15 protein-coding genes, 4 pseudogenes and 3 other annotated features are annotated in these 23,219 nt (G+C 34.3%); of the genes and pseudogenes, 15 read left to right on the top strand and 4 right to left on the bottom strand.

All coding sequences use genetic code 11. The features are described from left to right. The first annotated feature begins 2 nt into the window (after positions 1 to 2). The 5 genes from BAQ49_RS10320 to ileS all read left to right on the top strand — a co-directional run bounded on the left by BAQ49_RS10320 (position 3) and on the right by ileS (position 10,097). The gene (locus BAQ49_RS10320; RefSeq protein ID WP_071745239.1) at positions 3 to 221 is read left to right on the top strand and encodes a hypothetical protein; all 219 of its coding nucleotides are present in this window, start codon (positions 3 to 5) and stop codon (positions 219 to 221) included. 225 nt (positions 222 to 446) lie between these two features. Continuing rightward, complete coding sequence (locus BAQ49_RS10315; protein WP_071745238.1) at positions 447 to 1,325, top strand: methyltransferase domain-containing protein; 879 nt, start codon at positions 447 to 449, stop codon at positions 1,323 to 1,325. Further along, positions 1,319 to 2,122, top strand: coding sequence for an endonuclease/exonuclease/phosphatase family protein (locus BAQ49_RS10310; RefSeq protein WP_071745237.1), 804 nt, complete (start codon positions 1,319 to 1,321; stop codon positions 2,120 to 2,122). Before BAQ49_RS10315 ends, BAQ49_RS10310 begins: the two co-directional genes overlap by 7 nt. A gap of 282 nt (positions 2,123 to 2,404) precedes the next feature. After that, positions 2,405 to 6,604, top strand: coding sequence for a C39 family peptidase (locus tag BAQ49_RS10305; protein ID WP_071745236.1), 4,200 nt, complete (start codon positions 2,405 to 2,407; stop codon positions 6,602 to 6,604). Positions 6,605 to 6,702: 98 nt separating this feature from the next. Further along, positions 6,703 to 6,941, top strand: a binding site (T-box leader). A gap of 54 nt (positions 6,942 to 6,995) precedes the next feature. Beyond that, on the top strand, positions 6,996 to 10,097 hold the full coding sequence (ileS, locus tag BAQ49_RS10300) for an isoleucine--tRNA ligase (RefSeq protein WP_071745235.1): 3,102 nt from the start codon (positions 6,996 to 6,998) through the stop codon (positions 10,095 to 10,097). Between the two features lie 155 nt (positions 10,098 to 10,252). Here the strand turns inward: ileS and BAQ49_RS32180 are convergent. Next, positions 10,253 to 10,389, bottom strand: a pseudogene (locus BAQ49_RS32180) (DUF418 domain-containing protein); the annotation flags it as partial. 224 nt (positions 10,390 to 10,613) lie between these two features. Here BAQ49_RS32180 and BAQ49_RS10295 point away from each other — a divergent pair. Beyond that, positions 10,614 to 12,122, top strand: a complete 1,509-nt coding sequence (locus BAQ49_RS10295; RefSeq protein WP_071745234.1) for a M36 family metallopeptidase — start codon at positions 10,614 to 10,616, stop codon at positions 12,120 to 12,122. Positions 12,123 to 12,226: 104 nt separating this feature from the next. Here BAQ49_RS10295 and BAQ49_RS10290 read toward each other — a convergent pair whose 3' ends face one another. Beyond that, positions 12,227 to 12,706, bottom strand: a complete 480-nt coding sequence (locus BAQ49_RS10290; protein WP_071745233.1) for a YozF family protein — start codon at positions 12,704 to 12,706, stop codon at positions 12,227 to 12,229. 82 nt (positions 12,707 to 12,788) lie between these two features. Here BAQ49_RS10290 and BAQ49_RS10285 point away from each other — a divergent pair, with 82 nt between their 5' ends. The 9 genes and pseudogenes from BAQ49_RS10285 (at position 12,789) to BAQ49_RS10245 (ending at position 21,602) form a co-directional block, all read left to right on the top strand. Continuing rightward, the gene (locus tag BAQ49_RS10285) at positions 12,789 to 14,153 is read left to right on the top strand and encodes a UDP-N-acetylmuramoyl-tripeptide--D-alanyl-D-alanine ligase (protein ID WP_071745232.1); all 1,365 of its coding nucleotides are present in this window, start codon (positions 12,789 to 12,791) and stop codon (positions 14,151 to 14,153) included. A 66-nt stretch (positions 14,154 to 14,219) separates the two neighbouring features. Continuing rightward, positions 14,220 to 14,431 (top strand) — a binding site (T-box leader). Between the two features lie 111 nt (positions 14,432 to 14,542). Continuing rightward, positions 14,543 to 15,841 carry an aspartate--tRNA(Asn) ligase gene (aspS, locus tag BAQ49_RS10275; protein ID WP_071745231.1) on the top strand — a complete coding sequence of 433 codons (1,299 nt, stop codon included), beginning with the start codon at positions 14,543 to 14,545 and terminating at the stop codon, positions 15,839 to 15,841. Between the two features lie 202 nt (positions 15,842 to 16,043). Continuing rightward, positions 16,044 to 16,808, top strand: coding sequence for a vWA domain-containing protein (locus BAQ49_RS10270; protein ID WP_071745230.1), 765 nt, complete (start codon positions 16,044 to 16,046; stop codon positions 16,806 to 16,808). Positions 16,809 to 16,819: 11 nt separating this feature from the next. Continuing rightward, a pseudogene (locus BAQ49_RS10265) lies at positions 16,820 to 17,308 on the top strand (hypothetical protein); the annotation flags it as partial. 246 nt (positions 17,309 to 17,554) lie between these two features. Continuing rightward, positions 17,555 to 18,330: pseudogene (locus BAQ49_RS34085) on the top strand (WXG100 family type VII secretion target); the annotation flags it as partial. Positions 18,331 to 18,333: 3 nt separating this feature from the next. Beyond that, positions 18,334 to 18,717, top strand: a complete 384-nt coding sequence (locus BAQ49_RS10255) for an immunity 22 family protein (RefSeq protein ID WP_071745228.1) — start codon at positions 18,334 to 18,336, stop codon at positions 18,715 to 18,717. After that, positions 18,716 to 18,814, top strand: a pseudogene (locus tag BAQ49_RS34245) (PepSY domain-containing protein); the annotation flags it as partial. The gene BAQ49_RS10255 and the pseudogene BAQ49_RS34245, both read left to right, overlap by 2 nt. A gap of 131 nt (positions 18,815 to 18,945) precedes the next feature. Beyond that, positions 18,946 to 19,194: a binding site (T-box leader), on the top strand. Positions 19,195 to 19,310: 116 nt separating this feature from the next. Continuing rightward, complete coding sequence (locus BAQ49_RS10250; RefSeq protein ID WP_071745227.1) at positions 19,311 to 20,651, top strand: sodium-dependent transporter; 1,341 nt, start codon at positions 19,311 to 19,313, stop codon at positions 20,649 to 20,651. A 36-nt stretch (positions 20,652 to 20,687) separates the two neighbouring features. Beyond that, positions 20,688 to 21,602, top strand: coding sequence for an alpha/beta fold hydrolase (locus BAQ49_RS10245; RefSeq protein WP_071745226.1), 915 nt, complete (start codon positions 20,688 to 20,690; stop codon positions 21,600 to 21,602). Between the two features lie 37 nt (positions 21,603 to 21,639). Here BAQ49_RS10245 and BAQ49_RS10240 read toward each other — a convergent pair whose 3' ends face one another. Both BAQ49_RS10240 and BAQ49_RS10235 read right to left on the bottom strand, forming a co-directional pair. Continuing rightward, the gene (locus tag BAQ49_RS10240) at positions 21,640 to 22,215 is read right to left on the bottom strand and encodes a nucleotidyltransferase family protein (protein WP_071745225.1); all 576 of its coding nucleotides are present in this window, start codon (positions 22,213 to 22,215) and stop codon (positions 21,640 to 21,642) included. Positions 22,216 to 22,239: 24 nt separating this feature from the next. Beyond that, positions 22,240 to 23,037: a lipid II flippase Amj family protein gene (locus BAQ49_RS10235; RefSeq protein ID WP_071745224.1), complete on the bottom strand. Its 798-nt coding sequence runs from the start codon at positions 23,035 to 23,037 to the stop codon at positions 22,240 to 22,242. Positions 23,038 to 23,219: the final 182 nt, after the last annotated feature.

Here is a 23,219-nt window from a genome sequence, read left to right as displayed (position 1 = left end):
ACATGTTTTGGATTTACATAATTCTAATTTTTATATCAGGTGGAAGTGGAATTGGTTTTATCATTCATGAAAAATATATAGAAGCAACAATAGCTTTTGTTATTTGCGTGTTATTTATGGTGCTACTATATTTTTATTTAAAAAGAAGCAAAAAAAAGGGGAATTTAGATTGTGACGTAATAGATTGTACCGATTGCTCAGATTGTGATTGTACTAACTAAACTTCTGTTTATTCCAATATTATTATGAAAAGGATTATATATCGTTTCAGGTATGTAGTCCTTTTTATTTTTTTAAGATTAGTTTGTCAAATAGGTGGGAGAGTAAAGAACATGTACAATTTAACGCATTAATTAAAATTAAACATCTCTAAAATTTTTAGAAACATAGGAATACATTTATTAAATGGAGAACTATAGTTTTGTATATAAAAGGAGGCGTGGGTTTTGGAAAAATATGATTGGAATAGTAAGCTAGCGTATTTAAGAAATACGAGAGATTTATATTATAACGATGATTATTTAAGTTTTTTAGTGAATACAGTTTGGAAGATTACTGAACCGGTACATATTGTTGATTATGGTTGTGGATATGGATATTTAGGCTTAGTTTTGTTGCCGTTACTTCCAAATGGATCAAAGTATACAGGTATTGATAGCGGGGAAGCATTAATGGCTGAAGCGAGAGAGTTGTTTCGTTCGCTTCCATATGAATCAGAATTTATTGAAGGAGATGCTACAGAAATTGAATTGGAAAATAAATATGATATAGCAACCTGTCAGGCTTTCTTATTACATATGAGTTCCCCGAAAACGATGCTAGAGAAGATGATACATTCAATTAAACAAGGTGGTAAAATAATCTGTTTTGAACCACATTGGATGTCAAATATGTCTTCATACGTATTAGATGGAGAGAATCAATCGGAAATTATTCAGCTAGGTGTTTTGCAGAAATTATTTGAAAGGGATACACAGAGAAACGGTAAAGATGGAAATATCGGTATGAAAATACCTACGTATTTAAGTGAATTAGGTGTGAAAAATATCGAGTGTAGAGTAAGTGATAAAGTGAACTTTTTAGATTCTAATATGTATCATAATGATAAATATAGTTTGTATCATTCATTAAAAGAAGAGGGAATTGCGGGCAATCCAGGTGATAAACAGCAATTTATAGAACTTTTAATGGCTAGAGGATTAACATATGAAGAATCGCTAGCTCAATATGAAGCGGAACTACGGTTTTTTAAAGCATTTCATATGCATTCATCTTTAGTTTATGCTCCGAATATGAAAATTACATTTGGCGAAATACAATGTTAAAAAGTAGCGATATAATGAAAATTGCTACTTTTAATATTTGGAATCATGAAACATTGTGGTCTGAAAGGTTAGAGGCTATTTGTGAAGAAGTCCAAAATATTGCTCCACATATATTAGCAATTCAAGAAGTTCGAAGTTGTATTAATAATAAAGGAAAGAAGACAAATGTTGCACAATATATTGCGGAGCAAGTAAATTATCCATTTTGTATATTTAAAGAATATCCAGATTCTCCAGATGAAGGATTAGCTTTCTTAAGTAAGGTTCCTATATTAATTGAAGAGGCTATTTGGGAAACTGATACAAAGGAAGCTAATTATTGTGCCATTAGAATTACATTTAAATATAGAGATTGCAAACTCGGAATAACAAATGTTCATTTGAATTGGAAGTCAATTATGATAAGGAAAGAACAAATTAGCACAGTACATAATTGGATTAAGAGTAAAAGTAAAAATAGTACATATGAAGTACTTTGTGGTGATTTTAATGCCAATCCTGATTCGAGTGTTCATCAATACTTAGTAGATAACCAATGGATAGATGTAGCTCAGTTTAAAGAAGAACATGATTGCACTTTGGCTCAGCCAACTTTAGATTATGGAAAGAATACAAATTTAATAGGGAATGTAAAGAAAGAAGAACGATATGATTGGATATTGATACAAGAGAATGATTCGTTTGAATCTCTAAATATAGAAAATGTATCTGTATTTGGAGATTCAGCATTAACTTCATCACACGTATTTCCAAGTGATCATTACGGTGTTTTTGTAGATTTAAAATTTGATGAGTGAATCGCTGATATAATAAAAGAGCCGATTGATATATATCAATTATCGTCGGTATAATTTCATTTACTGGAATAAGATTATACATTATTTCATCAAATTAAACGAAATCCCCATAAAAATCAATGTTTTTAAGATATTTAGTGAGAAACTTGAATAATATTAAATAATATCGTTCATTATATGAGGTTTTAGTTGAATGCATACTATATGATGTGTAAAATCTAAGCAAGTAGGTTAGAATACTGCTTGCAAATGGCAGTATAAATAATAATTTGAGGTGAATGCATGCTAGATTTTAAGCAATTAGAGATTTGTTTGAAAGAAAAGAGATTTGCAGATGGATTACAGGAGATAAATAATGAAATTGCACATATAAAAGAAACGAATAAGTTATCATACGTGAAGAACTGGCTTTCTAACGTTTCATCATTTACAGAGTTTGATACATTAATTCGCCTTGCTGATGAAGGTTTGATGCATCAATATAGCTCCTTTTTAATTCGTTATACTTATAAAAAATTCCCAAATATGAGAACGCTCTCTTTATATTGTGATGAGTTAATTGATGAGCGTAAAATCCTTGATGCTGAACAATTATTAAAAGATTCTTTGGAAGAGGTAAATGAAGAGGAAACTGATGCGGATGTTTTAACGAAAGCATATTTTACGTTAGTTAGATGTTTGTTAGATATGAAGCGTAATGAAGAGGCTTATGCCTATATGCAAAAGGCGGAAAAGTATAGTACACGTGCAGTTTTTGATAAATGGGGTTACTTATATATACAGACTGGTGAGTGGGAGAAAGCAGAGGAACAACTTTTATCCGGTCAGCAGCATAAAGATTGTGAAGAGTTAGCTACGTACTTATTGGCGCAATTATATGCATATAAAGGTGAACAGCAGCGAGCATTACAACTCATAAATGATGCGATTGCAAAGTTCCCTCAAGTACCATATTTCTATTTTGAAAAAGTAAAATATTTATTAGATCTAGAGCGCTATGAAGAAATGTTAGCGGTAATAGATGAAATCAATCACATGCTTCCGCATCATGCATATACAACTTATTTTATACATTTACGTGCAGAAGCATTTTATAAAATAAATAATATTCACGATTTGCAAGCACTATTGAAAAGTGAAAAGAGTTTGAAAAATTCTCTATATCATCATATAGAAAAAAATCCTGATGGAAAAAAGGTTCGTTTACCAATAGTTCCGGTTGTACAAAAGGATAACTATTGCGTTCCGACAAGTTTGGAAATGATGTTAGGGGTATGGGGAGAAAAACGTACGCAAGATGAAATTGCACAACATATTTTTGATGTAACAGGTTCTAAGTTTTCAGATACAGTTACATATATAGAAGAGCAAGGTTACGAATATCGTTACTTTCAGGGGAATGAGGAAAATTATAAGAGATTACTTGATCAAGGTATTCCCGTTTTATTAAGTATAGATATTGAGCACGCTTCCCATGTACAAGTACTTTCTGGTTATGACGACGTGCTGCAAGCTTTTTATATTCAAGATCCGAATTTCTTAGAACCGATTCTTGTGGAATATGATAAGTTGCAAGAAAAATATCGTTATACAGATTGTTTAGCTATTACGTTTACACCAAAAGATAGAAGGGAACAACTTTTATTTTTAGATGAGGAAGAACATAATTATTATAAATCAATTTTTTCTCTTACTGATCATTTAGCTGAGCAAGATAAAGAGGGAATTGAAAAGTTAGTATTATTTTTAAAAGAAACAAGTGAAAATCCAAACACTTGGCTATATACGATTAAACATTTAGATGCTGAAGTAGATAAAGATTTTATTCAATTTTGTATAGAAAAATTAATGGAAAAGTTTCCAAGCTCTGACTTTGTGAAATTGCATAGTGCACAGTGTTTTATTCGTCTGCAAGATATGGAAAAAGCAGGACATATGCTTCAAAGTGTGGAGAAGAAAAGCAATCAAGCGTTGTATCATTTTATAAATGGACGTTATTCTTTTGAGCAAGATAATTATGCAGAAGCGATTTCTAGTTTTCGTTCATCATTACAACTGGATGCAGACCAACCAGTTGCGTGGAGTTTCTTAGCATTATCATACATGTATATGGATCAATCCGAAAAGGGGCTAGAGTATTCGCTAACAGCTATAGAACGTAGCCCAGAAAGGTTTACACTTGTAAATCACGGTTTAATTTTAATAGATTTAGAACGATATGAAGAAGCATATGGATTCTTTAATGATTTATTAAAAGAATATAAGTATGAAGCGCACATTTGGTATGAACGTGCAAGATGTGCTCAACATTTAGGAAAAGTGTATTTGGCGGTAAAAGGACTTAAAGTAGCAATTCAATTAGATAAAACAGCAGCCTATTTATATACGAAGCTTTCGGAAATCTATGAATCAGATTTGGATGATGAGAAAAGTACGAAGGAAATTTTATTACAAGGAATTCGATATTGTGAAGATCAGGCGTCTTTATATGTTCGTTTAGGAGATTTTTATTTTCAAAATGATGAACTTGAAGAAGCGGAAACTATATATAAGCGCTCTTTAGAAGAAAATAATGAAGATGTATATTCTCATTTTGGTTTAATTCAAGTATACATGGCAAAGGAACAATATGAGGATGCAAAAAATTATATTGTTAGTATCAATCAGCAATTTGAGGACAATCAAGATTTTCTTATGAATGCTGGCATGGTGCTGTGGGATGCTGAAATTGCGTTAGGCGGGAATGAAGCTGAGTTGAAAACGGCACTTTCTAAATTAGAGGACGGTATACGTAAGTTATATAGTAATATAGAGAACGTGTTAGAAGAGTATGTAAATAGAATAAAAGGAACAGCTTTCGTGCAACGAGGCATAGCGTTTTTAAGAACGCTACAAAAAGAAAAAACGGAAGTAATTGAATACGGTTGTTATGCTGGTATTTTATATGAATCTATTGGACAGTATGATCAGGCAATGAAGAGATACAATAAGGCAATCGAACAAAAGAGAACTGCTTTGCCATATTATCGAATCGGCGAAACATATATGGTATTAGGACAATTGACAGAAGCAAAGCAAGCGTATGAAATATGTTTAGAGCTGGATGAAAACTTCGCAGGTGTACATTTGCAACTAGCAGAAATATACGAAAAAGAAGAAAATCGTTCTAAAGAACAAAGTCATATGGTCCAGGCGATGAAAGAAGAGCCTTTGCATATTAATATGGAATATTTGGCACAGCTTTCAGTAGATTTGAATCTTCATGAAGAATTGCTGACTGAACTAGATCAATTAGCAGGAGAAGTACCCGAAATATGGCGTTTAGATGCGATTGCATATGTATATGGTGCGATGAATGAAATAGATAAAGAACAGGTGCGAATTGAAGAAGCGCTACAATTAGATGAGGGACACACAGAAGTTCTATATCATTATGCGAAAGTATTAGTGAAAAAAAGAGATGCGAGTGCAATTGAAGTTGCAATGAAAGTAATGCATAAAGAATTAAATAATGAACGTATATTTGATGTATATGTAAAAGCAGTAGAACAACATAAAAAAATATCTCAAATACGAGACGCACTTCATACGTTAAAGGTGAAAAAAGCAGAAAGAAGTATGGCATTTATGTATGCCGCAGCTGCGGTTACAGAAAGATGGATTGAACGTCAACAAAATGAACAACCGAAAAAATCTATATTTACGAGAGCTTTTTATCGTATGAAAAACCGCGCGAAAGAAATTTCAATGATTACTACAATCATTGATTTATATGAAGTTTCGTTAAAGTTAAATCCAAAAAATAGTATGGCAGCGCAGCGATTTGCACTATTTTACGAGAATGCGGCAATGAATAAAGAAGCAATAGAAGTATTGCAAACATCGCTAGAAAATAAATGGGATTATGATGTAGCGAAGCAACTTGTAAATCTTTTCATTGAGTATGAAGAAGGCATGTTACGAGATGCGTTGGAATTAACGAAACAAATGGTTCGAGAGCTACCGGATGATTATGATACGCTTCTTTTACAAGCACAAGTATTCTTGAAAGCTGGGGAAGAAAGAAAAGCAGAAAAAATATGTTTACAATTAACGGAGAAAACATCGTTTGTAAGTAGAGGATTCCTTACTTTAGCAGAAATATACCAAAGTCAAGAGAGGTTTGAGGATGCGATTCATTTATTAGAAGATGCTTCTGTACATCATCCTAATGAAACGGCAATTCTTATTGCTTTAGCATCTTCGTATCATAGAGCTGGGGGAACTACCAAAGCAGAAAAAATAACAAGTGATATATTAGAAATTGATGCTACACACTTGTTAGCAAGATACGATCATGCTTGCTACTTAGCATTATTAAACAGAATTGAAGAGGCGAAAGAAGAACTTGAAATTGTGCTTCGTGAAGATGACACAGGATTCTTTGCTGAACTTGCAGAGGAAGATGAAGGTTTAGCAGGATTACGAGAACTTGAAAAGTAATTGTATAGAAATAGATAAAAAGGATATAAATAAAAATATATTTTGAATTAGTTGACAATTAATTGCCCAATGGCATAAAATAACTTCTAATAAAGTATACAAATCTGAAGACGAGAAAGAGTAAAATAGTGAGCTGTTCTCCAGAGAGCCGGTGTATTGCTGAAAGCCGGTGTGCAGACGTTATTTGAAAATCATCTCCGAGGAGCCGTGGCTGAATAAAGTAAGCTCGGACGGATGTCTACCGTTACAAAGAACGCGTATGTTAGTACGTTGCTAAGTGCTATTAGTGAAAAGCTAATAGAATTAGGGTGGTAACGCGGGTAAACCCGTCCCTACTTCATGGGGACGGGTTTTTTGTGTGCTTTTAAAACATTCAAAGGAGTGATTGTAGATGAAGAAAGTAGATGTAAAAGAGTCAGCTGTAGGGAGAGAAACACGTATTCGTAAGCAGTGGAACGAACAAAGCATTTTTGAACAATCAATTCAGAATAGAGAAGGCGCGCAATCGTTTGTGTTTTATGAAGGACCACCAACGGCGAACGGTTTACCACACGTCGGCCATGCACTTGGTCGGGCAATTAAAGATTTAGTAGCGAGATATAAAACGATGGCTGGATATAAAGTGTTAAGAAAAGCCGGATGGGATACACATGGATTACCTGTAGAATTAGGCGTTGAAAAACAACTTGGTATTTCAGGTAAGCATGAAATCGAAGAGTACGGCATTGAGCCATTTATTCAAAAGTGTAAAGAGAGTGTATTCACATATGAGAAGCAGTGGCGTGAATTCACTGAAAGTATCGGTTATTGGGTAGATATGGATGATCCATACGTTACGTTAAAGAATTCATATATCGAAAGTGTATGGCATATTTTAGGGACGATTCATGAAAAAGGTTTGTTATACAAAGGACATAGAGTTTCACCATACTGTCCAAGCTGTCAAACATCGCTTAGTTCACATGAAGTTGCACAAGGGTACAAAACGGTTAAAGATTTAAGCGCAACGGTTAAGTTTAAAGTGGAAAATAGTGAAAATGAGTATTTCTTAGGTTGGACGACAACACCATGGACGCTTCCAGCAAATGTAGCGCTCGCTGTACATTCAAATATGGAATACGTTAAAGCGAAACAAGAAGGTCATGTATACATTATTGCGAAAGAACGTGTACAAGAAGTATTAAAAGAAAACTATGAAGTATTATCTGTTCATAAAGGTGAAGAATTAGTAAATACATCTTACACAGCACCGTTTCCGATGAAGGAAGTTACAAATGGGTACCACGTCATCGCAGCAGATTTTGTAACTGCAGATAGTGGTACAGGAATCGTTCATATCGCTCCAGCATATGGGGAAGATGATTATAGAGTTGTTCAAAGTGAAGGATTGTCGTTCTTACATGTTGTAGATGGAAAAGGTGAGTATACAGAAGCAGTACCATTTTTGAAAGGTAAATTTGTAAAAGATTGTGACGTAGATATCGTTCGTTATTTAGCGAAGGAAGGGTTACTATATCATAAAGAAAAATATGAACATAGCTATCCGCATTGCTGGCGCTGTGATTCACCATTACTTTATTATGCAGGAGAAAGCTGGTTAATCCGAACAACTGAGATTAAAGAAACATTTTTACGAAATAATGATTCTGTTACGTGGTATCCAGACCATATGAAGCACGGACGGTTTGGTAAGTTTTTAGAAAACATGGTGGACTGGAATATTAGCCGGAATAGATATTGGGGAACACCTTTAAACGTATGGGAATGTGAAAGCTGCGATCATCAATTCGCACCGAAAAGTATTGCCGAATTAAGAAAGCATAGTACGAAAGAAACACCTGAAGATTTAGAATTGCATAAGCCGTATGTAGATGAAGTACAAGTTTGCTGCGAAAAATGCGGAAGTACAATGAATCGTACACCAGAAGTAATCGATGTTTGGTTTGATAGTGGCTCCATGCCGTTTGCACAATATCATTACCCGTTTGAAAATAAAGAGTTATTTGAAGAACAGTTTCCAGCAGATGTTATTGCAGAAGGAATTGATCAAACACGTGGCTGGTTTTATAGTTTATTGGCAGTATCAGCGTTATATACAGGAAAAGTTCCATACAAACGAGTGTTATCACTTGGGCATGTTCTAGATGAAGAAGGACAGAAAATGTCTAAAAGTAAAGGAAATGCACTAGATCCAGTTGATTTAGTAGAGAAGTTTGGTGCCGACGCTCTAAGATGGGCTCTACTCGTTGACAGTGCCCCATGGAATGCGAAACGATTTTCTGAAAGAACAGTACAAGAAGCGAAATCTAAATTTGTAGATACGTTAGTCAATGTGTATAGCTTCTATGTTTTATATGCAAATTTAGATGAATATAATCCGAAAGAAAAGTATGATGTAAAGCGTACGAAATTAGATGAATGGGTGTTATCAAGATTGCATAGTACAACGAAAAAGGTAAGAACCGCACTTGATGATTATCAATTCACAAATGCAGCTCGTGAAATTGCCACGCTTGTAGATGAAGTGAGTAACTGGTATGTAAGACGTTCACGCAATCGTTTTTGGGAATCTGGTATGAATACTGAGAAAGCAGCGGCGTATGAAACACTTCATGAAGTGCTTGTAACAATTAGTAAATTAATTGCACCATTTACACCATTTGTCGCTGAAGATATTCATCTGAATTTAGAAGGACGTAGCGTTCATTTAGAGGATTATCCAGTTGTAAATGAATCACTTATTCAGCCGAAATTAGAAGCTGAAATGGATGCAGTTTTACAAGTTGTTGAACTTGGAAGGAGTAACCGTAATCAGCATTCATTAAAAGTAAAACAGCCGTTAGCAGAGCTTGTATTACTTGAGAATAAAGAGAATAATATCGATTGGGAATCTTATCGTGATATCGTTATGGATGAACTAAATGTAAAAGCGTTTCATGTTGAACTGGATGAAACGAAGTATACAACATATCAATTAAAGTTGAATTTTAAAACAGCGGGACCGAAGTTTGGTAAAAATGTGAATGCAGTAAATGGTTGGCTAAAACAATTATCACAAGAGGAAGTACAAAGTTTTGTATCAACTGAAAAAGCAGTTTACGAAGTTGCATCAGGGGAAGAAGTAGTTGTGACGGCTGAAGATGTATTAGTAGAGAAAGTTGCGAAATCAGGATTCTCAAATACGACAAACGGACAATATACGGTTATGTTAGATACGAATGTGACGGAAGAATTGTTACAAGAAGGAGTAGCACGTGAATTTATTCGCGCCGTTCAAGAATATCGTAAGCAGTTGAATTTACCAGTTAATTTAAGAGTGGATGTTATTCTTGATACAGAGGAAGAATTACAGAAAACGTTAACGAATCATAAAGATTTGTTGGAAGAAAACTTACTCGTTAAGCAATTTACATTTGATCACTTAACAAGTGAAGATGATGAGCTTTCTTTAGGTGAGACAAAAGTCCGAATTAAATTAAGCACAGCTAATTAAAGAAAAAAGGAAGTTGGAATCATTCCAACTTCCTTTTTGTATGATTGGGAAATTATCCCGCTATTTGTAGGAGTCGGACTTCCCGTAAAAGCCCGATTGGTGAGGGCTAATAATTAGTGGGGATGGACAAAACCCCCATTGATTAAAGCTTTACTTTATCCGGCCAATTTCCTCACATTCCATTCGATAGGGTCTCTAGAAAATTTATTTCTCCATAAAACGCTAATAATACACTGAAAATGAAAAATCCAGTAGCAAATAGTAAAACGAATAATAGTGTTTGATGTTCTATTAAAAAGTATAGGATTTAGGAAATGAATAAAGGAATATATTTCTACAGTATTTTTCTCATTTTATACATAAATATTGAGAAAATTTCACTTGTCCTAAATGAAAAGGGAATGTATTTACTCATATAGAATTACTCGTAGATTCAATTTTTATCCCGATACTTGTGGACAGTAATAGTCTGGTGGGACAGGATAAAGGTTTCAATTTATTAGGGGGAGTGGTTTTATGTTAAACAAAAAAATGGTGGCAATGGCAATGACTGTACCATTAGTAATGGGGACGATTTCTACAGTTTCCGCATTGGAAAAAAAGCAAGTAAAGGTAGAAGCTTATTCACCACAGAAAAAAGCAATTGAATATTTAAAAGGACATGCTACGGAATATGGATTGAAGGCAGACCTTTCAGACTTACAATATATTTCTACAACAGAAACACCAGTAGCTTCATATGTTAGATTCCAACAAGTGGTCAATGGTGCTCCTGTATTTTCAAAACAAATAACAGTTACTATTAATGGACAGGGGCAGGGATTACTTGCTGTTTCTGATTACCAGGCAGTTCAAAGTGTGAAAGAAATAGCGAATAAGATTAGTGAAAAAGATGCTGAACAAAAATCAATGGCGTATGTTGGAGGAGAAAGTGAGCAAAATCTATGGGCTCCTACAGAGAAAGAGTTTGGATATGTTATTGAGGATGGAGTAGCTATCCCAGTATATAAAGTTTTAGTCCATTCGAATAAACCTTTCGGAGCATGGGAAACATTTATTGACGCGGAAAATGGAAAGCTAATTAAAAAGGTTGATATAAACCGAAAAGCAGAAGGAACAGGGAAAGTATTTTTACCTAATCCTGTCGTATCAAGTGGTAGTTTAGCAGGATTAAAGGATAATAAAGATGCAGATTCTACAGCTCTAACGAATCAATTGAAGACCGTTACTTTAAAAGGTTTAGATGGTAGCGGATTTTTAATTGGGGAGTATGTCACGATTTCTTCAAAAGCGAAGACGAAATCTACAAATTTACAATTTAACTATACACGTGCAAATGATAGTTTTGAAGATGTTATGTCATATTATCATATTGATACATTACAGCGTTACATTCAAGGATTAGGCTTTAAAAATATTAATAATCGTTCGATTAAAGTAAATGTAAATGGTACAACTGACGATAATTCATTCTATTCTCCATCAACGAAAGCTTTAACTTTTGGTACTGGCGGTGTAGATGACGCAGAAGATGCGGGCATTATCGCGCATGAATATGGTCATTCTATTCAAGATAATCAAGTACCAGGCTTCGGAAGTTCACCAGAAGGTGGAGCGATGGGAGAAGGGTTTGGAGACTTCTTAGGTGCTACGTATGAAGATGCGGTATCAACGACAGGATACGGGAAAGCATGTGTTGGAGAATGGGATGCGACTGCTTATTCTAGTTCAGATCCGACGTGCTTACGCCGATTAGATACGAATAAAGTATACCCGAAAGATATAACGAATGAAGTGCATAATGATGGGGAAATTTGGGCTCAAGGTCAATACGAAATGGCGCAGTCTTTTGGACGTGATGTAGCAACAAAAATTATTTTACAATCACATTGGTCATTAACGCCAAATGCTAAATTCCGTGATGGAGCGAAAGCGATTAAGCAAGCAGATGCTCTTTTATACGGCGGGCAACATGCTGCTGAAATCGATCGTATTTGGGCAGCGAGAGGAATTAGTACGAATTAATATAAAAAGTCGTGGCGTTTATAAGCCACGACTTTTTAATTTGCTTAAGGACTGGTACTGGAAAAATTATTGGTATCGGTAATAATGTACATATACCGATAAGTTTACTTTACTGCTTCTTTAAAAACAAAATGCTCTTTAAATTTTCTAGACTCAATTTTTTGGCCGTTTCGCATAGATCGGAAAGGATGCTCTTGCCAAGTGATTAATACGTCAACCTCATCTGATTTTGTAGAAACAGGGAAGTTAGCGTGTCTAAATCCAGTTTTTCCACTCGCTAGACGACTTTCTATTAGGGAGAAGAGTTCATATTTTGTTTTCATATTTGGTTCATTTCGGAAGACTTCAACTTGTACGTTATATACTTCGTTTTCTCCAACATTCTTTACTGAAAATTGATATGTTTGAAATTCATTTTGTTTAGCTTGAAGCATATTTTTGTTTGTTTTTTTCGGTTCATCAATATTCACTTGCCATTGATCAGAGTTTTGAGAGATTGGTAAAGATTTTGGTGAATAAGCATGCGTTTCATTCACTACAATTAGGCATAACAAAAGGAGAAAGAAACTAATCGCTTTTTTCATATAAACACCTCGCTACAAAATTTTTATTAATATGCGTAAATGAAATAGGAATTATGTAATAAAATGGAAAGAAGGTGATACTTTGATTCAAATGAATTTGAAAAAACTTGAAGAGGTAGTAGATGGAGAAGGATTACAAGAATCTTTTCATCATATAGAAATACATGGTGTCTGCATAAATTCAAAAAACATTAAAGAAGGAAATTTATTTATTCCAATTATCAGGGTGAAAGATGGACATGAATATGTGAAAGAGGCAATGGATAATGGAGCGGTCGCTTCCTTGTGGAAAAAGTCTTACGGTACTCCACCAAAAGGGATACCAATTATATTTGTAGATGACACTTTGTTTGCTTTGCAACAATTGGCACAATTTTATCGGAATGAGCTAGGTGTAAAAGTAATCGGTATTACAGGTAGTAACGGAAAGACGACAGTGAAAGATATAATAGGAGGCATTTTAAGTACAACTTATAGTGTGCATAAAACAAAGGGGAATTTAAATAGTCAAGTCGGTTTGCCGCTAACGATTTTAGAAATGAAACGAGATACAGAGTTTTTAATACTTGAAATGGGAATGAGTGAAAAAGGACAAATTCGAAACTTATCACAAATAGCACAGCCAGATGTATCGATAATTACAATGATTGGGCAGTCTCACTTAGAAACACTTGGATCACGAGAAGAGATTGCGAGGGCTAAATTAGAAATTATAGACGGATTAAAAGATGAAGGACTGTTTTTATATAATGGTGATGAGACATTACTTTCTCGAAATAATAATGTGCTAGGTCTAAAATGTAAGTCATTTGGTGAAAAGGATACAAATAATTTGTTTCCAACAAACGTGCAATTAGATGAATATGGTGTTCATTTTAAATTAAATGATTCCAAACTACAGTATGATGTCCCCTTACATGGAAAACATAATATTTTAAATACGATTGTTGGAATCGCTGTAGGTCAATTTTACAATGTCTCTCCAGAAAAAATAAAGGAAGCACTGCGGCAAATAAATATTACTCATATGCGCTTTCAATTTTTAACTGCTAAAACAGGTTTTACTATTATTAATGATGCATGGAATGCTAGTCCATCTTCAATGAAGGCTGCAATTGAAACGTTAGAGAAGTTAAATGTTTATCAGAAAAAAATCATAGTAATTGGGGATATGTTGGAGTTAGGGAAGAAAGCTGAAACATATCATAGAGAAATTGGTAAAATGTTAAATGAAGAGAGCATTCATTATGTATTTACTTATGGAGAGTTAGCTGAAATTGTAGCGGAAGAAGCAAGAAAGAACTATCATACAGGAAAAGTACAGTCATTTGATAATAAAGCCGAGATAGCAAAGGAAGTATTGAAAGTTATAACGAAAAAGGATGTTGTTTTATTGAAAGGTTCACGTGGAATGGCTTTAGAGGAGATTGTACAAAACTGGATGTGAAAAATCAAAATATATTTAAAAGTGCTTGCATTTTATAGAATGAAGAGATAGAATACTCTGTAAATATAAAAAGTGATGAACAGGAAAAGTACATGATGCAAAGGTCTACAGAGAGCAATCGGTTGCTGGGAAGATTGCGATACCGCATGATGGAAAGACACTTGTGAGTGTTGCTTTGAACGTGATAATTAGTAAAAGCAAACGGTACCTACCGTTATCAGGGCTAAGATGGTCATTATGACAATTTGGGTGGTACCGCGGAAAAATCCGTCCCTATTTATAGGGGCGGATTTTTGTATTCTTTGAAAGGAGGTGAGTGACCGTGGATGATGACGACGACAACAATAACAATAACGTAAATAAAAATAAAATTAATGGAGGGAAATGTAATGGATCAAATAATGAAGCGTTCACTCACACGAGAATGTACGGAGTATGTAGGAAGGGCTGTATTACTACAAGGATGGGTAAAAAAAATTCGTCATCTAGGGAATGTTAGTTTTTTATTATTAAGGGACCGAACGGGTGTTATTCAATGTGTATTAGAAAACGAGTTAGCCGGATACAAAGTTGATGTTGAAAGTGTGGTCCAAATAATTGGAGAAATAGTAGAGACACCGAAAACAGAATTAGGTGTTGAAGTACTTGCACATGAAGTGAAAGTACTAAATGGAGCAGAATCACTCCCATTTGAAATAAATAAAAAAAAGTTACAAGTTGGATTAGATCAATTATTGAATGAGCGGGTATTATCGTTAAGACATGAGCGAATCGCGGCGATATTTAAAGTGAAATCCATACTCGTTCAGAGCTTTAGTGAATTTCTGATAGAGAACAATTTCACACGTATATTTACTCCGAAAATTGTTTCGCAAGGGGCAGAAGGAGGAGCGAATGTTTTTAAGCTTTCATATTTCCAAAAAGAAGCCTATTTAGCTCAATCACCACAGTTTTATAAACAAATGATGGTAGCGGGAGGACTTGAACGTGTTTTTGAAATTGCACCTGTTTACAGAGCGGAACATCACAACTCTTCCCGTCATTTGAATGAATATATATCGTTAGACGTAGAGCTTGGATTTATTCATGATTTTCATGAAGTGATGCAATTAGAAACGGATATTTTACGATATATGTTTCAACAAGTGTCAAAAAACTGCGAAAAAGAATTACAACTACTACAAAAAGAAGTACCTGTTATTGCAGAAATTCCTAAAATTACATTGGCAGAAGCACAAGAAGTTTTGAAAAGTAGGTATCGAAAAGAATCTCCTATAGGGGATTTAGATACAGAAGGTGAAAAGTTACTAGGGAAATATGTGAAAGAAACGTATAATAGTGAATTAGTATTCATTACACATTATCCGAAAGAATCGCGACCGATGTATACGATGCCGAATAAAGAGAATCCAACTATTACTGATTCATTCGACTTATTATATAAAGGGTTGGAAATAACGTCAGGCGCACAGCGAATTCATAACTATGACATGTTGCTCGCATCTTTTAAAGAAAAAGGATTACATCCAGAGAAATTTCAATCTTATGTAAATACATTCCGATACGGTTGTCCCCCGCATGGTGGTTTTGGAATTGGATTAGAACGAGTTGTGTATAAGCTATTAGAATTATCGAATGTAAGAGAAGCGAGTGCTTTTCCGAGGGATTGTACACGCCTTATACCATAACATTAAAACCCTTCTATTTTATAGAAGGGTTTTGTGCATTTCAACATATGTTAAAGGGAATGATAATGGTTTTTTTGTGTGAAAATATGTAAATTGTATCAAGAAAATTTTATAATGAATTGAGAAATAGAAAATTCATAAATTATAATAAAACATGAATATAAAAATAGTTCATATAATAATGTATGGAAGGGTATGAAACATGTTATATCAAACTCAAGCAACACAACAAACACCAGCTTATATAATCTATCTTCTGGATGTAAGCGCATCAATGAATCAAATGATGGATGCAGGCGGAGAAGAAAAAAGAAGAATTGATATTGTAACGGATGCTCTTTCTTTAGCAATTCGCCAAATGGTATTCCGTTCAACAAAAGGTAGTCGTTTGCTCCCGAGGTATAAATTGTCTATTTTAGCCTATAGTGATCATGTTTTTGATTTATTGGGTGGGGTGAAAACAATCGACGAAGTAGCAAGACTGCGCCCGCTAGAAAAAATCCAAACACATCGCTTAACTGATACAGCAAAAGCTTTCTCTGTAGTAGAGAAGTTATTACAAAATGAATTACCAAATTTACAAGATGGACCAGCTCCTGTTGTCTGTCATATGACAGATGGGGCTTCAACTGGTGAAGATCCAGAATTAATTGTGCGAAGAATTATGGATATGTCTGTACCTGATGGAAATGTACTAATTGAAAACATTTTTATTTCAGATGAAATTATGCAAGACCAAATTACTAGCATAAAGAAGTGGCAAGGGATTATGCCAAATACAGAAATTACAGATGAGTATGGTGCAAAGTTGCAAAGACTTTCATCGCCTATCCCTCAAAGCTATCGTGAGATGATGACTGAATATGGTTTCCATATTGCAGATGGTGCGGTGATGATGTTTCCTGGTACAAATGCGGATTTAGTATCACTTGGATTTCAAATGTCTGCTGCAACGCCGGTTCGATAGGAGGGAGAAGTATCGTGAAATATATCCTATCGCAAGAGAGAGAAACGGTATTGCAAGAAAAGAAAAGCAAACATTTTACTTATCGATATAGCTATGTCAGAGCAAAAGAAACGCAGGATTTAAATGAGAGTGGACAGGACTTCCTAGTATTTCAAGATAATGGAACTAGTTTCATATTTGTTTTATGTGATGGTGTAGGGATGTCTTTCCACGGTGAAATTGCTGCAGAGTTTCTTGGTATGAAGTTATTAAACTTGTTTGAAACGTGTCAAGAAAGTGGACAGGATATTCCTACATTATTAGATGAACAGTTAAATAATTGGATAGAAGAAGCTTCAGAGGAAGTGAGTGCATTCCGATTGCCAGAAGAAACACCGTGGTTACTTCGCGATGTATTAGAAGAAAAGCGAAAACAAGGTAGTGAAGCGATGTTTATCGGTGGGAAAATAGAGCTCATTCCAAATCAAGACAAAGTACAAATAACGATAGTTGTACATGGAATGTATATTAAACTAACGAACTCGTACAAACTCGTAAGTTTTAACATAGTATTTGTCATGATGTACAAAAGGTGTCATACTGTTACTACAAAACTTACAAATTTATGCTACTTAAAAACAGATGAACTTAAAGCACTTGATTGTCAATTAAAGACAACAAGTGCTTTTTTCGTCTCAGTATAGAAATAAGATATAATAAGAAAGTTAATATTTTGTTAGATTGAGAAAATAAAAAGTATCTACTAAAAAGTAGCTGTAGATGGCATAAAAACAGCCAGCCACAAAGTAAAAGAGGGTGTAAACTTTGTAGCCTCCACAGCAAAAGGATTTGCCGACAAAATCGGAAGCCTATGAAACAAAGGTGCCACAACCGTAAAAACAACCTTCTTGCAGGGGAATGAAAAGATTCAGCACGCAGTAAAAACATTACTGGAGTACAAATGGATCCCAGGCGAGGGAAAAGGCTTCGCCATGGCTGGAGTAGGAAATGTCTCAGGGGGAGGACAGTATTCCCTGAAAGAGGCTTATCAGTATATGGAGAGTAGGGTTGTTAAGGGGAAGGGTGAAGGTAGTAAGAGTACTAGTGGGAATAGTAAGCATTTAAGTGATGTGAGAGTTCCATCAGTAAGAAACAATGAGTTTAATAAATGGTTTGATAATCTATCAGTAAAAGAATTTGAGGAAATGTGGAATAACCCTCAGTTGAGAAGTAAAATAGAAGATAGGATTAGACGCCCAGGAGGATACCACGAGTGGCATCTTGTAGCAAGAACTCCTAAATTTAAGCAATGGGGAATTAGTATGGATGATATTAAAGAAATGAGGTCTCTGACTAAAGATGTTGAATTTGTAAATCCACCTGATCGTCATGGAAGAAGAGGCTCGACAAAAGCACATAATGAAATGTTAAAGATTATTGATTCTGCTTCTGACTATGAAATTTTTGTTAAAAGGCCTAATGAGTGGGCTGAAAATAGAATAAAAATGGCATTATGGATTTACCAGAAGGTTTGAGGAGGTGAAAAATGAAAAACGATGTTTCTTTATGGTTAGGATGCTTTAGTGATTTTGATGAACTCGAAACGTACACTGAAATAAAATATAATGAAGATGGAGATAGTATTCCCTCTATTTTTGAGAAAGATTTTAAATTAGGTTATTATGATAGGGACTTAGTTGAAAAAGATTGGATTTCTGATGCTGAAGATGACATAGAAAAGCTGTTAGCAGATTTTTCATATGATAATCAATTAATACAACAGTACAATAACATTAAGTTAAAGTCTAAATACAATACCATCATTTTAATTTATAATTATGATTATAATAAAGAAGGTAAAATTGTTAACTTCGTAGATAAGACTACCTACAAGTTGGATTTCATTGGTACGGCAAAATATATAGATTAATGCGAATATAGTAGAAAAGGAATTTGAATTAATAAAAAATGAAGATGATGATGACCAAGATGAAGACGATATGGATCATGATGATCTAGATGATTAATAACATTGCTCTATTGTACAAAGTTACAATGGAACATTCTTTTCGACAAAAAAATTAATATATACCTTGACAGTTACTAATATAATCGATATACTTCATATTAATTTCAAAAGAAAATATATTCTAAATATTAAAATGTGTTGAATAGGAGTAGTAAGGTCGTATATTTGTACAGAGAGCTATGGGTTGGTGTGACATAGTCAAATGACATCCTGAACTCGCCTAGGAGCAGTAAGGTGGAACGGAATCACATTCTTAGTAAATCTTAACGGTTAACCTTCGATATTAGGTTTGTAATCAAACGATTACTACTAAGGTGGATTCATAATGGAATCAATAAGGGTGGTACCGCGTTAAGTAAATGGCTTAGCGTCTCTTTATATAAAGAGATGCTAAGCCATTTTTTATTTTATAGAAAAAGAAATGGAGGGTTTATTTGGATAGTTTATAAAATTCATTTATTTATATAAAAAGATTTAGTTAGGAGGAAAATGAGATGAAACAAACGGAGCAATGGACTACGAAATTAGGTTTTATTATGGCAGCAGCAGGATCAGCAATTGGACTTGGCGCAATATGGAAGTTTCCTTATATTGCTGGAAAGAGCGGGGGAGGAGCATTCTTTTTAATCTTTATATTATTTACTGTATTAATTGGTCTCCCGCTATTAATAGCTGAATTTATGATTGGACGCAGTACACAGAAACAAGCAGTTGGAGCATTTAAAAGTATCGCACCAAATACAGGATGGCACTGGATTGGACGTCTTGGGGTTGGGACTTGTTTTATATTACTTTCATTTTATAGTGTTGTAGGTGGATGGGTACTAATTTATTTATTCAGAGGAGTAACTGGACAACTTATTACTCCGGGACAAAATTACGGTTCGTTATTTACTGAAACAATTGGAAATCCGGTTTGGGCTATTACTGGCCATTTCGCTTTTATGTTCATTACGATATGGGTTGTATCAAAAGGTGTACAAAACGGAATTGAAAAAGCAAGTAAATATATGCTACCAGCATTGTTCGTTTTATTTGTCGCCCTTATTATTCGTTCATTAACACTGGATAATGCAATGCAAGGTGTGAAGTTTTTCTTACAACCAGATTTCTCAAAGATTACTTCAGAAAGTATTTTGTTCGCCATGGGCCAATCATTCTTTGCGATTAGTATCGGAATATCAATTATGGTTACATATAGTTCCTATTTAAATAAAAAAGAAAGTTTACCAAAATCAGCGGTTACGATTGTTGGATTGAATTTATTCGTATCTTTATTTGCAGGCCTTGCTATATTTCCAGCAGTATTTTCATTAGGAATGGAGCCGACAGAGGGGCCGGGCTTACTATTTATTGTATTGCCATCTGTATTTAGCCAAATTCCATTCGGAGGATTGTTCTTAACGGTATTTCTTGCGCTATTTACATTTGCGACATTAACCTCGGCATTTTCTCTACTAGAGACGGTTGTTTCAGCATTAGCAAATGGTGAACAAGAAAGAAGAACGAAACTATCATGGATCATTGGTTTCTGTATTTTCTTAGTGGGTATACCATCTGCGTTATCATTTGGAGTATGGAGTGATATTACGATTTTTGGAAAAAATATTTTTGATGCAGTAGACTTCTTATCTAGTAATATTTTAATGCCGCTCGGAGCGCTATTTATTAGTATTTTCGTATCATTCAAAATGGAAAAGAAAGTGTTAGAAGCAGAATTTTTTGTAGGTGGAAATTACGGAAAGAAAGTATTTACTTGTTGGGCATTTTTACTTCGATTTGTAGCGCCACTTGCAATAATCATCGTCTTTTTAAATGTAATAGGAATTATTTAACATTAAATGTTATAATATTCAGTAAAAAAGAAGGTGATGATTATAAAAGCGAATTTGATAGAAGCAGGGAAGTATATGAATATTAGAGGGAAAAAGTTATACGTTGAAACGCATGGAAGCCCTAAAAATAAACCAGTCCTATACTTGCATGGTGGACCAGGAGAAAGCTGCTATGATTTTTCATTTCATCAAGCGGAACGTTTAAAAGATTCTTTATATGTAATTATGATAGATCAAAGAGGTGTTTGTCGCTCAGAAGAAATTAATGAGGACGAAGCTTTTGGATTAAATGATTTGATTGAAGACTGTGAGGAACTAAAAAAAGTATTACAAATTGAGAAATGGTCTGTAATTGGACACTCCTTCGGTGGATATTTAGCATTGTTATATGCGTTGATATATCCAAGTTCAATAGAGAAAATAATTTTTGAAGGGCCAACTTTCGATTTTGCATTAACAAGTAGGGCTTTGTTACAAAAGACAGGAACGGTATTAAAAAAGTATGGAAAAGAAGCGGCAGCAGAAGAGTGCCTAACTTATTCATCTAGTAATGCTAATTCGGAAGAGTTACTAGATGCATATATAAGGTTAAGTGATGAATTAGATGAAAAAAGAATGGAAATTTACAATTATAAGGAAGATGAGACAGACGATAGCTTATATAGTGACGAAGAGTGGGAACAATTTTCGAATCGTTCCAAAATCCATTTCGATAGATTAAAATCAGAGGGAGCATGTCATACGTCATTATTATCTAAAATAATAGATGTACAGAATCCAATGTTATTAATAGTAGGAAAATATGATGTAGTAACGTGTGAAAAGCAAATTGAAATATTCAATCGAGATTCTCTAAATGGAAAGCATATCATATTCGAAGAAAGTGGTCATACACCCCATTACGAGGTAGCAGATCGATTTGCTGAAACAGTCATTCATTTTTTAAAATAAAAAAGAAAGGTGCTTCTAATAATGAGAAGTACCCTTTTTAAATTTCAGGATAAGTGATTGTAATGTTAGGCCATTTGCTTTGCCAATTCTTTTTATTAACCCTATTTTTATACATATGTATTCGTTCTTTCGTTTCAAGAAAATGAGGTGTAGGTTTCACTTGTAATGAAAGTAAATCTTCTATTCCGCACGGGGATGTTAGTATGACTTTGTTTTGTTCGTCCAAAGAAACACCAAGAGCGGTTGCTGTTTCAGGAAATTTAGAAATAGCATCAACAGAAGAAGAGTATGGCAGCATTCCATTCACTACATGCATGCGAGTTTGATTTTTTACTGACCAAGGGATAGAGGCATCCATCTTCGTCAGCTTCTGTTCTAATGATTGTTCGTATACCTCATCTTTATGTAATGGATCAAAATAAATGACATCGACGTCGGGTGTAGCTGTTCGTACTTCGTAGTTATGTAAAGTATCCCAAATTTTAGAACGGACAAATCCAGCGCAAACCCACCAATCAGGTAGCTCTAGTGATTTTGCCATTTGTAATACATTCATCATCCATTCGTCGTTTTCTATTAAGTGAATTAAATCTTGCTTTGTTTTTATATTCATTGATAAATACACCTTCCTTGTAGATTAATGCATCAGCTCAATAATCCATAAAATCCAGTAAGCACCTGGTACAAATAAAAGTTGTGCTAATAAGGTGCCGAGAAGTCTAGAAATCATTAGCCAACCATACATTTTACTCATTGCTTCAGCACCCTTTTCTGATTGTAAAGCTCGTTCTGTTAAAAGAGCAATGCGTGGATCGAGTAGCACTGTTAATAAAATGGTAGCAAAACCATTAACTAGGCCAGAAGCTGTACTTGCATTTGTTGCGTAATCTGGGTTTAAAAAGGAAGCGTAAAGGGCTGAAAGTACCCCCGCTGTATAAATTGCAGTAGCAAACATGTTAATAAGCATAATACGCTTTGGTATACCACCGATCCTCATTCGATGAATCATTTCGAATTTGGGGAAGCGTACATATTTTTTTGTGTACTTTAATTTTTGAATGTTATTCGTCTTCATCATTCGAATGAATGAACCATCTGTTTCAAAGTTTTGAATGACGTATCCAAATAGCTTTGTCAAAGTTGGATAGAGTATAATCGCGAGCAAAGTACCGACAGAAGCAGATAATAGAACGAGCCGTATAATATGCTCTAAATTAATAGAAGAATCTAGTTTTGCTTCATCGACAATACCACCGATTAAAAAGGCTTGCAGTAAGTTAGATGTTCTTGAAATAAGCAGTACCATTCCTACGACGGATAAGGCAACGGCAATCTTTTTTAAACGTACACCAGCTAATCGAATACTATAAGAGCTAGTTTCAACTGCGTGGATAACAATTGTGAAAGCCATTATAAAAATTAATGTAATTGACATTTGATTCACCAGTTTCTATTAAATTAAGTATAACTTTTTCACTTTATCATATCTTTTGTGATTTTGTAACTGAAAGTATAAGGGTTAGAAAAAGTAATTTTCTGAAAAGTTAAATGGTGATAGTATAGTAAAGAGCTAAGTAGGAGAATGGCTTTAATAGGGTACATATAAAATCAGTGGGG

The organism is Bacillus proteolyticus, from assembly GCF_001884065.1.
GTDB classification, from domain to species: domain Bacteria; phylum Bacillota; class Bacilli; order Bacillales; family Bacillaceae_G; genus Bacillus_A; species Bacillus_A proteolyticus.
The sequence above is the reverse complement of the archived record's forward strand: the minus strand, read 5'-3'. Positions and strand labels throughout refer to the sequence as shown.

What these genes read in the sequence shown, in the direction of transcription:
- BAQ49_RS10320 (WP_071745239.1), top strand. Translation starts at nt 3, where the DNA reads ATGTTTTGGATTTACATAATTCTAATTTTTATATCAGGTGGAAGTGGA.
- BAQ49_RS10310 (WP_071745237.1), top strand. Translation starts at nt 1,319, where the DNA reads ATGTTAAAAAGTAGCGATATAATGAAAATTGCTACTTTTAATATTTGG.
- BAQ49_RS10305 (WP_071745236.1), top strand. Translation starts at nt 2,405, where the DNA reads ATGCTAGATTTTAAGCAATTAGAGATTTGTTTGAAAGAAAAGAGATTT.
- ileS (WP_071745235.1), top strand. Translation starts at nt 6,996, where the DNA reads ATGAAGAAAGTAGATGTAAAAGAGTCAGCTGTAGGGAGAGAAACACGT.
- BAQ49_RS10295 (WP_071745234.1), top strand. Translation starts at nt 10,614, where the DNA reads ATGTTAAACAAAAAAATGGTGGCAATGGCAATGACTGTACCATTAGTA.
- BAQ49_RS10290 (WP_071745233.1), bottom strand. Translation starts at nt 12,706, where the DNA reads ATGAAAAAAGCGATTAGTTTCTTTCTCCTTTTGTTATGCCTAATTGTA.
- aspS (WP_071745231.1), top strand. Translation starts at nt 14,543, where the DNA reads ATGGATCAAATAATGAAGCGTTCACTCACACGAGAATGTACGGAGTAT.
- BAQ49_RS10270 (WP_071745230.1), top strand. Translation starts at nt 16,044, where the DNA reads ATGTTATATCAAACTCAAGCAACACAACAAACACCAGCTTATATAATC.
- BAQ49_RS10255 (WP_071745228.1), top strand. Translation starts at nt 18,334, where the DNA reads ATGAAAAACGATGTTTCTTTATGGTTAGGATGCTTTAGTGATTTTGAT.
- BAQ49_RS10250 (WP_071745227.1), top strand. Translation starts at nt 19,311, where the DNA reads ATGAAACAAACGGAGCAATGGACTACGAAATTAGGTTTTATTATGGCA.
- BAQ49_RS10245 (WP_071745226.1), top strand. Translation starts at nt 20,688, where the DNA reads ATGATTATAAAAGCGAATTTGATAGAAGCAGGGAAGTATATGAATATT.
- BAQ49_RS10240 (WP_071745225.1), bottom strand. Translation starts at nt 22,215, where the DNA reads ATGAATATAAAAACAAAGCAAGATTTAATTCACTTAATAGAAAACGAC.
- BAQ49_RS10235 (WP_071745224.1), bottom strand. Translation starts at nt 23,037, where the DNA reads ATGTCAATTACATTAATTTTTATAATGGCTTTCACAATTGTTATCCAC.